The organism is Georgenia sp. H159 (genome assembly GCF_035607575.1).
Lineage (GTDB): Bacteria > Actinomycetota > Actinomycetes > Actinomycetales > Actinomycetaceae > Oceanitalea.
Window position 1 is genome coordinate 224171 of sequence record NZ_JAYDZY010000004.1, and the last position, 14170, is coordinate 238340.

General features: G+C 73.2%; 12 protein-coding genes. 9 read left to right on the plus strand and 3 right to left on the minus strand.

What is annotated here, in order from left to right; translation table 11 throughout:
- Position 1: 1 nt before the first annotated feature.
- Positions 2–868 carry an AraC family transcriptional regulator gene (locus VR894_RS07455; RefSeq protein ID WP_324650740.1) on the plus strand — a complete coding sequence of 289 codons (867 nt, stop codon included), beginning with the start codon at positions 2–4 and terminating at the stop codon, positions 866–868.
- A gap of 57 nt (positions 869–925) precedes the next feature.
- Here the strand turns inward: VR894_RS07455 and VR894_RS07460 are convergent, their stop codons facing one another.
- Positions 926–2734: an alpha/beta fold hydrolase gene (locus VR894_RS07460; RefSeq protein WP_324650741.1), complete on the minus strand. Its 1809-nt coding sequence runs from the start codon at positions 2732–2734 to the stop codon at positions 926–928.
- A gap of 101 nt (positions 2735–2835) precedes the next feature.
- Here VR894_RS07460 and VR894_RS07465 point away from each other — a divergent pair, with 101 nt between their 5' ends.
- The 4 genes from VR894_RS07465 to VR894_RS07480 are packed head-to-tail and all read left to right on the plus strand — an operon-like array spanning position 2836 to position 5473.
- The gene (locus VR894_RS07465) at positions 2836–3189 is read left to right on the plus strand and encodes a YciI family protein (RefSeq protein ID WP_324650742.1); all 354 of its coding nucleotides are present in this window, start codon (positions 2836–2838) and stop codon (positions 3187–3189) included.
- A gap of 2 nt (positions 3190–3191) precedes the next feature.
- On the plus strand, positions 3192–4439 hold the full coding sequence (locus tag VR894_RS07470) for an RNA polymerase sigma factor (protein WP_324650743.1): 1248 nt from the start codon (positions 3192–3194) through the stop codon (positions 4437–4439).
- A gap of 54 nt (positions 4440–4493) precedes the next feature.
- Positions 4494–5066, plus strand: a complete 573-nt coding sequence (locus tag VR894_RS07475) for a thymidine kinase (protein WP_324650744.1) — start codon at positions 4494–4496, stop codon at positions 5064–5066.
- 38 nt (positions 5067–5104) lie between these two features.
- The gene (locus VR894_RS07480) at positions 5105–5473 is read left to right on the plus strand and encodes a DUF5655 domain-containing protein (RefSeq protein WP_324650745.1); all 369 of its coding nucleotides are present in this window, start codon (positions 5105–5107) and stop codon (positions 5471–5473) included.
- Between the two features lie 28 nt (positions 5474–5501).
- Here VR894_RS07480 and yidD read toward each other — a convergent pair whose 3' ends face one another.
- Both yidD and VR894_RS07490 read right to left on the minus strand, forming a co-directional pair.
- Entirely contained in the window at positions 5502–5786 is a 285-nt protein-coding gene (gene yidD / locus VR894_RS07485) for a membrane protein insertion efficiency factor YidD (RefSeq protein ID WP_324650746.1), read from the minus strand.
- Positions 5787–5844: 58 nt separating this feature from the next.
- Positions 5845–6222: a MerR family transcriptional regulator gene (locus tag VR894_RS07490; RefSeq protein WP_324650747.1), complete on the minus strand. Its 378-nt coding sequence runs from the start codon at positions 6220–6222 to the stop codon at positions 5845–5847.
- Between the two features lie 95 nt (positions 6223–6317).
- On the opposite strand from VR894_RS07490, the gene VR894_RS07495 reads away from it, so the two are divergent.
- The 4 genes from VR894_RS07495 (at position 6318) to VR894_RS07510 (ending at position 14111) form a co-directional block, all read left to right on the plus strand.
- Entirely contained in the window at positions 6318–7145 is an 828-nt protein-coding gene (locus VR894_RS07495) for an SDR family oxidoreductase (protein ID WP_324650748.1), read from the plus strand.
- 95 nt (positions 7146–7240) lie between these two features.
- The gene (locus tag VR894_RS07500; protein ID WP_324650749.1) at positions 7241–8410 is read left to right on the plus strand and encodes an OmpA family protein; all 1170 of its coding nucleotides are present in this window, start codon (positions 7241–7243) and stop codon (positions 8408–8410) included.
- 133 nt (positions 8411–8543) lie between these two features.
- Positions 8544–12080, plus strand: a complete 3537-nt coding sequence (locus VR894_RS07505; RefSeq protein WP_324650750.1) for a bifunctional proline dehydrogenase/L-glutamate gamma-semialdehyde dehydrogenase — start codon at positions 8544–8546, stop codon at positions 12078–12080.
- A 174-nt stretch (positions 12081–12254) separates the two neighbouring features.
- The gene (locus VR894_RS07510; RefSeq protein ID WP_324650751.1) at positions 12255–14111 is read left to right on the plus strand and encodes an ABC transporter substrate-binding protein; all 1857 of its coding nucleotides are present in this window, start codon (positions 12255–12257) and stop codon (positions 14109–14111) included.
- Positions 14112–14170: the final 59 nt, after the last annotated feature.

A 14170-nucleotide genomic window follows, 5' to 3' on the forward strand; every position in this document is an offset into this window, starting at 1 on the left:
CATGATCGGAACCCTCAACGCCCTGGTCGAGCTCGTGGAGCAGCGTCATGACGAGCCGCTCGACGTCGCTCGGTTCGCCCGTGAGCACGGCTCCACCGAGTACCACCTGCGCCGGATGTTCTCCGCGCTGGCGCAGCTGCCGCTGTCCGAGTACGTGCGGCGCCGCCGGATGACCCTCGCGGCCGCCGACCTCGTGCGCGGCGAGCCGAACCTGCTGGACCTCGCGGTGCGGCACGGGTACGGCTCGGTCGAGGCGTTCGGGCGAGCGTTCCGGGCGGTGCACGGCACCAGCCCGGCGGAGGTGCGCCGTCATGGCGGTCCGCTCAGCACACAACCCATGCTCAGGTTCCGCCTGAGCGTCGAAGGGAGCACCCCCATGGACGTCACCATCACCGACCGCCCCGCCTTCGTCCTCGCCGGTCACGCGGCGCAGGTCCCGCTTGTGCACCGAGGCGTGAACCCGCACATCCAGGAGCACATCGCGTCGATCGCGCCCGAGGAGCACGGACGCCTGAAGTCGCTGAGCGACACGGAGCCCGCCGGCATCCTGGCCGTCACCGCGGGACTCGAGCCCGACGTGGAGGAGGGGTCGATGCTCACCTACCTGCACGCCGTCGCGCTCAGAGACGGCTCCACGGTCCCGGCCGACCTCGACGCCGTGCCCGTGGAGGCCGGCACGTGGGCGGTCTTCCACTCGAGCGGCCCCTTCCCGGACGCGCTGCAGCAGACCTATGCGGCGACGGCGACGGACTGGTTCCCCTCGAACCCGTGGCGGCTGCGCCCCGGGCCCTCGATCCTGCGTTATCTCGAGCTCACCGACAGCCACGCGACCTGCGAGATCTGGATGCCGGTCGAGCCGGCCGGGTGACCGGGCGCTCGGCGGCTCGGGCACGTCCGCCGAGACACCGATCCGGGGAGGCCGAGCTCAGCGCGCCAGGTGTCGCCGGAGGAAGCCGATCGCCGCCGGGTAGGCGTCCTGCCGGTTCTCCCGCTTGGCCAGGCCGTGCCCCTCGTCGTGGTAGACCCGCAGCTCGCAGTCGACGCCCTTCCCGCGGAGGGCGTCGCGGATCTGCTCGGCCTCGCTCAACGGGACACGCGGGTCGTTGGCGCCGTGGATGACGAACAGCGGCGCGACGATGTCGTCGAGGTAGGTGATCGGGGAGGCGGACTCGAGGAAGTCGCGGTCCGCGGTGAGGCTGCCGTACTCCCGCTCCCGGTAGGCCACCCGGTAGGGCGAGGTGTTCTCCAGGAACGTGACGAGCGAGCTCATCCCCACGATGTCGACGCCGGCCGCCCACCGCTCCGGCTGCATCGCCACCCCGGCCAGCACCATGTAGCCCCCGTAGGACCCGCCCCACAGCGCACTGCGTTCGGGGTCCAGGCCCTGCGTGGGCAGCCATCGGTGGATTGCGGCGAGGTCCGCCACCGAGTCCCGGCGCAGGCGGACGTCGTCGAGGGAGTACCAGCGCTTGCCGTAGGTCGTCGAGCCGCGGACGTTCGGGACGAGGACCGTGAGCCCGGCCGCGCACAGTGCCTGGACCACCGGGCTGAAGGAGCGCATGGACGCCGACTCCGGCCCGCCGTGGATGTGCAGCACCGACGCGCCGTCCAGCGCGGTGTCACCCTCGGCGGGGGAGTAGCGGAAGCAGGGCACCTCCTCGCCGTCGGGCGTGGGGACCCGGTGCACGGAGGGCGCGACGAGGAGTGCGCGCACGTCGTCGGGAACCTCGACCCGCGCCAGGGGCGTGGACGTCCCCGTGGCCGCGTCGACGAGGTGGAGGCTCGCGGGGTCCGTGGGCGTGGACAGGGTGACGACGACGCGCTGCTCGTCGGCCGCCCACACGACGTCCGGCACCCCCTCCCCGGGGAGCCGGACCGGGCAGCGGAACGCGCCGTCGCCGTCGTGCACGGCGAGGGAGACCGCGCCGTCGCGGACTGTCCCGACGACCATCGCGCGGCCGGAGGGGGAGGCCCACAGCCGCAGGTCGTGCGCCTCGTCGGTGACCAGCCACGACCAGTCCCGCCCGTCCAGGGACACCCGTGCGACGCCGGTGAACTCGCGGTCGTGGTTCGACTCCATGAGCAGCGCCTCGTCCTCGGGCGCCCACGCGACCTGCGTGTGCCGGGCGTGCTCGTCGGGGTCTGTGACGGCGCCGTCCCCGACGGCGCCCGGACCGGAGACACGGACGAGCGTGGACGCTGGCCGCAGGCTGAGGCCGGTCACTGCGATGGAAGCCTCGTCGTGGGAGACCGCGGCCCCGACGACGTAGCCCCCGCCGTCGTGCACGACCCGCTCGTCCCCGGTGGTGAGGTCACGGACGACGACGTCCATGTCGACGCCGTTGCGCCGGTTGGTGTGGAAGACGACGGAGTCGGCGGTGACGTCCTGCAGGACGTGCATGTACCGCCTGTCCCGGACGAGCGGCGTGAGGCCATCCAGAGTCACCGGGCCGGAGGGGAGCGTGCCGAGGTCGAGGAGCGAGAGCTGCATGAGCTCGTCGCCGTCGGTGTCGTGCTGGACGACCACCTGACGGCGGCCCGGCACGTACCGGCCGGAGCACCGGCTGGGCAGCGCGGTCAGTGCGGTGCGGCTGCCGTCGGGCGCGATCTCCACGAGCTGGACGGTGCCGAGCTCGTCGTGCCCGGCGAGGACGCGCCCGGCGTCGTCGACGTCGAAGGCCACCCACGTCCGCAGGTCGAGGAGGGAACGGACGGTCCCGGCAGTGCTGCTCACGCACCCGAACCTACCTCCGCAGCGGGACCTGTCGATTTCCGCCCCCGTCGCGCGACATGATGGCGACGGCACCTCCGCCGTCCCCACGAGAGGAGCGCACGATGAAGTACCTGGTCCTGCTGATCGGCGACGGCGACATGCCCGCCTGGAGCACCCTGAGCCCCGAGGAGCAGGGGGCGGCGATGCAGCGGTTCGTGGCGTTCGACGACGCCTGCCAGGCCCGTGAGGGGGTGGATATCCTCGCCGGTGGGGCGCTCGGCGACAGTGCGGGCAGCACGGTGATGACCACCCGCTCGGGGAAGGTGACGCTGACCGAGGGGCCGTACGCGGAGGCCGTTGAGGGCCTCGGGGGCTTCTACCTCATGGAGGTGCCCGACCTCGACGTGCTCGTCGAGCTGCTCGCCGAGCTGCCGCCGTACGACATCCAGCTCTCCCCGGTCGTCGACCCGTACTGACCGTGGCCCAGGACGTCCTCGACGAGGTCTGGCGCTCCCACTGGGGCCGGCTGCTCGGACAGCTGGTCCGGCGGTTCGGGCGCCCGGACCTCGTCGAGGACGCGCTCGCGGACGCCTTCGCCGAGGCTGCCGCGCAGTGGCCGACCGGCGGTGTCCCGGAGAACCCGGCCGGCTGGGTACGCACGGTCGCCCACCGGCGGGTGGTGGACGCGTTGCGCCGCGAGGGCACCGCGCGCGCCAAGGCACGTCTCCTCGCCGACGACGGCGGGCCGCCCGCCGGCCCGGACCCGTCCGTTCCCGGGGGCGACGTCGATGACCGGCTGCCGCTGCTCTTCATGGCCACGCATCCCGCACTCGCCGAGGAGGTGCGCCCGGCGCTCGCCCTCCGGTTCGTCCTCGGCGTCCCGACCGCCGACATCGCCAGGCTCTTCCTCGTCCCGCAGGCCACGATGGCCGCCCGCCTCACCCGGGCCAGACGCAGGCTGACGACGAGTGGGATCCCGTTCGTCGTCCCGGATCCCGGCGTGTGGCCGGAGCGGCTGGACGACGTGGCGCGGGCGATCTACCTCGCCTTCACCGCCGGGTACGCGCCCGCCGGAGGGGACGCCGTCGTCCGCGTCGCGGAGTCCGGCGAGGCCGTCCGGCTCGCCGAGCTGGCGGCCGAGCTCCTCCCGGGCCAGCCCGTGCTCGAGGCGCTGGCGTCCCTGCTCCGCCTCCAGCACGCCCGCCGCGACGCCCGCGTGACCGCCACGGGCGGACCGGCGCTGCTCGCCGGCCAGGACCGGACGCGCTGGCGGCGCGACGAGATCGACGGCGGCCTGCGGCGGCTCACCGCCCTGAGCCCGACCAGCGGTCTGGCCGAGGAGCTGCGTCTCCAGGCGCTCGTCGCCGCCTTCCACGACACCGCACCCAGCCACGCCGCCACCGACTGGGCGGCGATCGCCCGCACCTACGCGCGGCTCGAGGAGCTCACCGGCTCGCCGGTGGTCCGGCTGAACCGGGCCGTCGCGGTCGGCGAGGTGGCCGGCCCGATGGCCGGGCTCGCGGTGCTCCGGGCGGCAACCGACCGCCTGCCGGGGCATCACCGGGTGGCGCTCGTCCGGGCGGAGCTGCTCCGCCGCGACGGGCAGCTCGCGCTCGCGGCGGCCGCCTACGACGACGCCGTCGCAGCGTGCCCCGACGGCGCCGAGCGGCAGCACATCGTCGAGCAGCGGGCCTCGCTGGGGCTCGGCGGCGTGCCTGGCGGCTGATCAGGGATCCCGGGATCGCGCCGCCGCGGACAGTGCGGGCCCTACCGTTGGCCCATGGACGACAAGCTGGGACGGCTCCAGGTGGTCTGCGGGCCGATGTTCGCCGGGAAGTCCGAGGAGCTGCTGCGGCGGGTGCGCCGGGCCACGATCGCGGGGCTCGCCGTCGAGGTCGTCAACCACTCCTGGGACCTGCGCCACGGCGCCGGTCAGGTGGCCTCGCACGCGGGGCAGAGCATCCCGTCGTCCGCGGTGTCCGACGTCGCCGGGCTCCGGCAGCTGGTTGCCGGCCGCGACCTCGACCTCCTGGCGATCGACGAGGCCCAGTTCTTCGGGACCGACCTCGTCCCGCTGGTCGACGAGATCGTGCTCTCCGGGACGACGGTGGTGGTGGCGGGCCTGTGCGTGACGTTCGACGGGCGGCCGTTCGAGCCGCTCGCCTCCCTCATGGCGCTCGCGGAGGACGTCACCAAGCTCACCGCCGTCTGCTCGGTCTGCGGACGGGACGCCGCGTTCCACGTCCGGCTCGTCGGCGACGACGTCGGAGACGCCAGCGTCCCGACCACCGCGCACGTCGGGGGCGCGGAGTCCTACGAGGCCCGCTGCCGGCGTCACGCCGACCGGGGGTGACGGGGGCCGCCACCGCGGTCCGGTGCGAGAATCGTGCGATGGGCACTGCCCGCGAGTTCTTCGCCGGGTCGACGGACGGGTACCGCATCTACCTCGCCGTCGCCGACGTCGTCGCCGACGTCGTCGCTGACCTCGGCCCCGTCGAGGTCAGGGTCTCCACGAGCCAGATCGCCTTCCGCCGGCGCAGGAGCTTCGCCTACGTGTGGCGGCCTGGCACGTACGTCGCCTCGGACGTCCCCGCGGTGCTCTCCTTCGCGCTGCCGCGGGAGCTGTCGTCGCCTCGGTTCAAGGAGGTCGCCCACCCGACGCCGACGGTGTGGATGCACCACGTCGAGCTGCGCGACGCCGCCCAGGTCGACGACGAGGTCCGCCGGTGGCTCGCCTCGGCGTACGAGGCCGCCGGCTGAGGGCGGCCGGGGCTGCGTCCGCCGCCGGTCAGCGCCGGAAGCGGAACGGGATCGGGATGCCGCCGCAGCAGCACACCCCCTGCACGTCCGTGGACGCGAGCAGGCTCGCCGCCTGGTAGCACGCGACGAAGCGGGCGACCGTGGGCACCACGCTGCGGGCGATGCCCCGGCTGGCGACGAGTCCGCGGACCGCCGCGGAGCACGACTGGCCGCCGTGCGCGACGAGGTGCGCGCACGTCCACCCCTTCCGGGGCGACAGGCGCTCCTGGTAGAGGCGGATCAGCGTGTCTGCGGCGCGGGTGACGGGGCCCATCTCGGCACGCTAGCGGCTGCCCGTGGGCTCGGCGCGGGGAGACCCTGCGCCAGCGCCGTCACTCGGCCGGGAGCTCGCAGAGCTTCCCGTCCGAGCCCAGGGCGTCGAGCTGGGACCTGAGCCGTGCGACGCGGTGCTCGGCCTCGGCGACGAGTCGGTCGGCCACGTGCTGCCAGTCCTCGGGACCCGGCTCGGGGGGCAGCTCGGAGAAGAGCTCGGCGATCTCGCGCACCGTGAGCCCCACCCGCTGCGCGAGCCGGGCGACCTCGATCCGGCAGGCGGCTGCCGCACCGAAGCGTCGCTGGTTGCCGGCGGTGCGCTCTGCCTCCACCACCCCGTGCTTCTCGTAGAAGCGCACGGCCGAGGGCGCCACGCCGCTCTCGGCGGCGACCTCGCTGACCGTGCGGGTGGGTGCGGAGGAGAGTGCGGCGGTCATGGAACTGGCCCCCCTTGACTTCAACCAATGTTCAACCCTCAGCGTAGTGCGCACCGGGCCGTGAGCCCAGCCCCGAACAGCGAAGGAGAGCAACGATGAACGATCCGATCCTGGTCACCGGCGCCACCGGGAACACCGGCCGCCACGTGGTCGCCGAGCTCCTGGGGAGGGGCCACCGCGTGCGCGCCCTGACGCGTGACCCCGACCGGGCCGGGCTGCCTGCGGAGGTGGACGTCGTCGCGGGGGACGTGACACGGCCGGCGGACGTCGCGGCCGCCGCGAGCGGTGCGTCGGCCGCCTACCTCGTGTGGCCGCTGACCGATGCGCAGGGCGTGGACCCGGTGGTCGCCGAGCTGGCGCGCCACCTGCGCCGAGTGGTCTACCTGTCCGCGACCGAGGCGCGGGACGGTGGCGTCTGGGGCGGCGTGGAACGCGCCGTCGAGCAGCACCTCGACGAGTGGACCTTCCTGCGGGTGAGTGGCCTGGCCGTCAACACCCTCGCCTGGGCCGACCAGGTCCACCGGGGGATCGTCCGCGCTCCGTTCGGGGCCATGCGCCGCTCCCTCGTCCACGAGCGGGACGTGGCCGCCGTCGCCGTCCGGGCGCTGGTGGAGGACGGTCACGCGCGGCGCGCGTACGCGGTCACCGGTCCGGAGTCGATCAGCCAGGTCGAGCAGGTCCGGGTCATCGCCGAGGAGATCGGCCGGACCGCGGTCTGGGAGGAGCAGCCGGTCGACGAGGCGCGCCGCGAGCTGGCCGCCGAGGTCGGCGAGGCCTTCGCCGACGAGATCCTCCGCGCGTGGGCGAGCGGAGTCGAGGTCCCCGAGCCCGTCTCCCCGGACGTCGCCCGGATCCTGGGCCGGCCAGCGCTCACCTTCCGGCACTGGGCCCGCGACCACCGCGAGGACTTCGCCGCCCGGTGAGCCGATTTGTCCAGGAACCGCAGCTCGTCCTAGCGTCTGCGGCGGACTGACCGGTGACCTCCCGTCCCCGGCGCCGTCGAGTCGAGGGGCACGTGATGCGGGGACGGAGACTGCCGGTGGCGGTCGTCATGGGTGCGGCACTCATGGTGGCGTCGTGCTCGGGTGGGGACGAGGCGCCGACGCCGAGCGACCAGACCCCCGCTGCGGTCGCGTCGCCCGAGCCGACGGCGCTCCCGACCGACGTCGCCACGGCCGCACCGCCCGGTCCCCGGTTCCCGGAGTGTGAACCCGCCGACGGCAGGACGGTGACGATGCTCGACGACGTCGTCATCGAGGCGCAGAAGATCCCCGAGGTGCGCACGGACGAGGTCGAGCTCCAGGGGGAGGCGGTGCCGGGGGTCGTGGTCGAGGAGACCGTCATTCCCGAGCGCGTCGCCGAACGCGGCTGCATCATCGAGTACGAGGCGCCCGGCGGGTGTCTCCCCGCCATGGAGATCTCCGGTGCCTACATCCCGGGCTACACGCTCCCCGAACGGGTGCTGCCCGAGGTCACCCTCCCCGACGGGACGGTGCTCGAGGCCGTCGTGCTGCCGGCGGAGACGGTCGACGAGGTCGTCATCGAGGGCGTTGCGGTCGACGAGGTCTGCCAGCTCGACGACGACCCGGGCTCCTACGTCTCGGGCGTCTACCGCAACCCGCTCTACCGGAACCCGGGCTACCAGAACCCGAGCTACCAGGACCCCGTCTACCGCAGCCCCGTGCACGTCGACGGGGAGACCGTGCCCGGCGTCTCGGTGCCCGGGGTCAGCGCGCCGGGGTTGAGCGTCCCCGGTGAGTCGATCCCCGGCGCAGCCCTGGAGGGCTACCACCTCGAGGGGAGCGACGACGTCGAGGTCAGCACCAAGGAGCAGGAGGTCTACTACACCAGCGAGGGCGACGTCCTCTTCGGGAACAACGAGGACGAGATCGTGCCGGAGGCCGAGGCCGCGCTGGAGGCAGTCGTCGCGGACATCGCGTCGCGGGGCGAGCCGGTCAAGATCCGCGTCGAGGGCCACACCGACGACGTCGGGACCGAGGAGCACAACCTCGACCTGTCACAACGGCGCGCCGAGGCCGTCGCCGCCTGGCTGACCGAGCAGGGCGGCCTGGAGGCCGCGGTCGTCACGACCGTCGGTCTCGGGTACGAGTACCCCCGCGCCGACAACGGGACCGAGGAGGGGCGCGCGCAGAACCGGCGCGTCGTCATCACCGTCGACCTCGGCTGAGAGCGCAGGGACGCTCATCCGACGCGCGAAGCGCTGAGACGGCCCCGCGACCCCACGACGGCGGGCGCCGGACGTGGCACGGTGGTCCCAGGAGCAGGCACGCACCGTGCCGGGCGATCCCCGAGGAGGCGTCATGACGACCCAGGTCCGCAACGAGGAGCGGCGGGAGACGCCGCCGGACGTCCTGGAGCTGGTCGACGACGCCGTCGCCCTCGCCGAGGCGTGGCTCGCGGAGACGGAGGAGGGGCAGACCCGCGCGGAGCGCGCCGCATCGGCCCAGCTCGCCGACCTCGTCGGCGACCCCCAGGGCCTAGACCTCGCCGTCCGCTTCGTCGACCGGGTCACGCGGCCGGAGGACGTGCGTGTCGCCGCCCGCGAGCTGTCCCGCATCTCGGCGGGTGCCGCCGGGTTCCTCGGGCCGGTCGACCGGCTGCTGCTGGGGGCGGGCGCCGTGGTGGCCCCGCTCGCGCCGCGGCTCGTCGTGCCGCTCGCCCGCGCGCGGCTGCGGCAGCTCATCGGACACCTCGTCGTCGACGCGCACGACCCCGCCCTCGCCCGCCACCTCGCCAGGGCACGGGCCGAGGGCTTCCGCCTCAACATCAACCTCCTCGGCGAGGCCGTCCTCGGGGAGGCCGAGGCGCAGGCCCGTACCGAGCGCACCCGGGCGCTCCTCGAGCGTGACGACGTCGACTACGTCTCGATCAAGGTCTCCTCCCTCGTGTCCCAGATCTCCACCTGGGACACCGCCGGCACCGTCGAGCGCGTCCTCCAGCGGCTGCGGCCGCTCTACCGCACGGCCGCGTCCCGCAGCCCGCACGCCTTCGTCAACCTCGACATGGAGGAGTACCGCGACCTCGACCTCACCCTCGAGGTCTTCACGACGCTGCTCACCGAGCCCGAGTTCGCCGACCTCGAGGCGGGCATCGTGCTCCAGGCCTACCTCCCCGACTCCGTCGCCGCGCTCGAGCGCCTCATCGCCTTCGCCCGGGAGCGCGCAGCCGCCGGCCACGCGGGGATCAAGATCCGCCTCGTCAAGGGCGCGAACCTGTCGATGGAACGCGTCGAGGCCGAGATCCACGGCTGGGAGCAGGCGCCCTACCCGAGCAAGGCGGACGTCGACGCGAACTACCTGCGTCTCGTCGAGCGGGTCCTGCGCCCCGAGCTCGCCGGCGCCGTCCGGCTCGGCGTCGCGTCCCACAACCTCTACGACGTCGCGCTGGCCCACCTGCTGGCCGAGCGTCGCGGGGTCGGCCCGATGCTCGACGTCGAGATGCTCCAGGGCATGGCCCCCTCCCAGGCGCGCGCCGTCCAGGCGGCCGTCGGCTCGGTGCTGCTGTACACGCCCGTCGTCGCCCCCGAGGACTTCGACGTCGCCGTCTCCTACCTCGTGCGCCGGCTGGAGGAGAACGCCCAGCCGCAGAACTTCCTCCACGCCCTCTTCGCCGACGACGACGGCGCGTCCGTCGGCGACCAGGAGGCCCGTTTCCGCGCGTCGGTCACCGACCTCACCACCGTCCCCGCGACACGCCGCAGGACCGACGAGCGCGAGCCGGCGGGGGAGTCCTTCACCAACACGGCCGACGCCGACCCCGCGCTGCCCGAGGTGCGCGCCTGGGCTGCGGCCCGTGCCCGCGCCGTGCCCCCACCACCGACCTCCCCCGTCCTGCGGTCCACGGAGGCGGTGGACGGCGTCGTCGCCCGCGGACGGTCCGCGCAGCACGGGTGGGCGACCCGTCCCGCCACCGACCGCGCCGCCGTCCTGCGCCGTGCCGCGGACGAGCTCGAGGCCCGCCGCGGCGAACTCATCACGCGGATGGTGGCCGAGGGCGGCAAGACCGTCGAGCAGGCCGACCCCGAGGTCTCCGAGGCGGTCGACTTCGCCCGCTACTACGCCGACCGGGCGCTCGAGCTCGAGCCGGGCGCCTCCCTCCACACCGACGGTGCCCGCTTCGCGCCGCACGTCCTCACCCTCGTCACGCCTCCGTGGAACTTCCCCGTGGCGATCCCGATCGGCGGCGTGCTCGCCGCGCTGGCCGCGGGCAGCGCCGTCGTCATCAAGCCTGCCCCGCCGGTCCCCGGGTGCACGGAGACCGGCGTCGCCGCCCTTCACGCGGCGGGCGTGCCCGACGACGTCGTCCAGGTGGTCCGCACCGACGAGGGGGACGTGGGCCGGGCGCTCGTCGCCCACGACGGCGTCGACGCCGTCGTCCTCACCGGGGCGGCGGAGACCGCCGAGCTCTTCTGCTCCTGGCGCTCGGGACGGCCAGCGGGGCCGCGCGTCCTCGCCGAGACGTCCGGCAAGAACGCGCTGGTCGTCACGCCGGCCGCGGACTACGACCTCGCCGTCGCGGACCTCGTCAAGAGCGCCTTCGGCCATGCGGGCCAGAAGTGCTCGGCGTCCTCCCTCGCGATCCTCGTCGGCTCCGCCGGCCGGTCCGACCGCCTCCTGCGTCAGCTCGTCGACGCCGTCAGCTCGCTCCGGGTGGGGTGGCCCACCCACCTCGGCCCGTCGATGGGCCCGGTCATCGAGCCGCCGTCGGGCAAGCTGCTCCGCGCCCTGACCACCCTCGAGCCGGGCGAACGGTGGCTCGTGGAGCCGCAGCGGCTCGACGGCACCGGGCGGCTGTGGTCACCGGGGCTCAAGGACGGCGTCGCGCCGGGCTCCTTCTTCCACCTCACCGAGTGCTTCGGCCCCGTCCTCGGCATCATGCGCGCCGAGACCCTGGAGGAGGCGGTCGAGCTGCAGAACGCCACCGCCTACGGGCTCACCGGCGGGCTCCACTCCCTCGACGAGGAGGAGATCGATCACTGGCTCGGGCACGTCGAGGTCGGCAACGCCTACGTCAACCGGCACATCACCGGGGCCATCGTCCAGCGGCAGTCCTTCGGGGGCTGGAAGGCCTCGACCGTCGGGCCCGGAGCCAAGGCGGGCGGACCCAACTACGTGGCCCAGCTGGGAACGTGGGCCCTCGACGGGCTCCCGCAGCGGACCGCCGAGCCGGTCCCCGCCGTCCGCGCGGCGCTCGCCGACTACGCGACGCTCGTCGGTGACGCCGAGCGCACCTGGCTCGAGCGAGCGGTCGGGTCCGACGCTGCCGCCTGGGCCGCCGAGCTCGGCCGCGAGCACGACCACACCGGCCTGCGCGCAGAGGCGAACGTCTTCCGGTACCGGCCCACGCCGCTGGTCGTGCGGACGGTGCCCGGGGCCGCGCCGGTCGAGCTCGTCCGGGTGCTGCTCGCCGCCGAGGCGGCCGGCACCGACGCCCGGGTGAGTCTGGACCCCGTGACGAGCGCGGCGCTCCGCGCGCTGCACTCCCGCGCGACCACACCGGGACTGCGGCGGCTCGCCCGTCACGTCATCAGGGGGGAGACCGACGCGGAGTTCCTCACCGCTGTGCGCACCGACGGCGTCGAGCGGGTGCGGGTCGTGGGGGAGGGGGCGGCGGCCGGCGCCCTGGTCGACGCGCTGTGGTCCCCGGGCGTCGCCGTGCTGGCCGGGCCGGTCCTCGCGACCGGACGGCGCGAGCTGCTCGGCGTGCTGCGTGAGCAGGCCGTCTCACGCACGCTGCACCGTTTCGGGCACCTGCCCGGGCACGGGGAGCCGCCGCCGGCGGGAAGCAGGAGGCGCGTCCCGAGTAGTGAGACACCTCACGGTTTGTCCACATGGTGAGATCTGGCCCACAGCCTGTCTCAAGTCCATAACGAAACAGTTGCCGACTTGTTTCAAACGTCGTAAGCGCGCTCCCGCCGTGTGTACCGTGACGACACCTCGGCGTGTACCGCGGCACGCCGCCGGGCCTCCCGGCGTCGCCCGCTGTCACGTCCAAAGCATCCAGGAGGAACATTGAAGATCAGGCGTACGGCTCAGGCCGCTGCTGTCCTGGCGGCCGGCTCGCTCGTCCTTGCGGCGTGCACCAGCCCCAGCGACGACGACGGTGACACTGGCGACACCGGCGACGACACGGCCACCGAAGACACCACCGACGGTTCTGGTGAGGCCGAGACCACGGCCAAGGAAGACCTCGGCGACGTCCAGACCGTCGAGGGAGACATCTTCTACTCGACCGGCCAGGACGAGTTCACCGGCTACAACTCCCTGACGGCGGACACGTACAGCACGTACAACAACGTCATCATGGACCGCATCCGTCCCGAAGGCTTCTTCTACTTCGGCACCGACGGCACCATCTACGAGAACGAGGAGTTCGGCACCGCTGAGGCCGTCTCCGGCCTCGAGGGCGACGACCCGCTCGTCATCGAGTACACCGTCGCCGACGACGCCGCGTGGTCCGACGGCAACGCCATCGACTACGCGGACTTCCTCTTCGAGTGGGTCTCGCAGAACCCGGCCTGGCTCTCCCCGGACCCCGACGCCCCGGTGTTCAACCACGTCTCCGGCACGGACTACACCCAGACCAACGTGCCCACCGGCCCGCAGGCCGACAGCTGGGACGCCAAGTCCTTCACGGTCGAGTACCAGGAGAAGTACCCGGACTGGAAGCTTGTCACCGGCGCCTACCTGCTCCCGGCGCACGTCGTCGCCGAGCAGATCGGCATCACCGAGGAGGAGCTCGTTCAGGCCATCCTCGACGAGGACGTCGAGACCCTGACCCAGGCCGCCGAGTTCTGGAACGAGGGCTGGCTCTCCAGCCCCGGTGAGGTCCCGGACCCGGCCATCGCGCCGTCCGGCAGCCGCTACCAGTTCATGGAGGGCGGCTGGACCGCCGGCCAGTCGATCACGATCGAGGCGAACCCCAACTACTGGGGCACCCCGGCCGCGACTGAGAACATCACGTTCCGCTTCCTCGACGCCTCCGGCCACAACCAGGCCCTGCAGAACGGTGACCTCAACGTCATCGAGCCGCAGGCCACGGTCGACACCCTCCCGCAGCTCGAGGCCCTCGGCGACGCCGTCGAGATCCAGACCGGCGCCGAGCTGACCTGGGAGCACCTCGACTTCAACTTCAACAACGGTGTGTTCTCCGAGGAGGAGGGCGGCCAGGCGCTGCGCGAGGCCTTCGCCTACTGCGTCCCGCGCCAGCAGATCGTCGACAACCTCATCACGCCGATCGACCCCGAGGCCGTCGTCATGAACGCCCGCGAGGTCTTCCCGTTCCAGCCGAACTACGACGAGGTCATCGAGGCCTCCTACGACGGCCGCTACGACGAGGTGAACATCGAGGAGGCCACGCGTCTCGTCGAGGAGTCCGGCATCACGACCCCGATCGACGTCCGCATCGGCTACTCGGCGCCCAACCCGCGCCGTACCTCCGAGATCGAGCTCATCAAGTCGAGCTGTGACCAGGCCGGCTTCAACATCATCGACGTCGGCTCGGCGGACTTCTTCGCCAACGCCCTGCCGAACGGTGACTACGAGGTCGCGCTCTTCGCGTGGGCCGGCTCCGGCCAGATCGCCTCCGGCCAGAACATCTACTCCACGAGCGCCCCGCAGAACTACGGTGGCTACTCCAACGAGACCGTCGACGAGGCGTGGACCGCCCTGGCCGCGTCGCTCGACGAGGAGGTCCACCTGGAGCAGACGAAGATCATCGAGGAGGAGCTGTGGAACACCCTCTTCGGCATCCCGCTGTTCGCCCACCCGGGCGTCGTCGCCCACACCGCGGGCATGGAGAACGTGCGCCACACCGCCACGCAGAACGGCGTGGCGTGGAACGCCGAGCAGTGGATGCTGCCCGAGTGATCTCCGCACCGCTGAGGTGATTCTCACTCCGATCACCTGAAACACGCGCAGCACAGCCG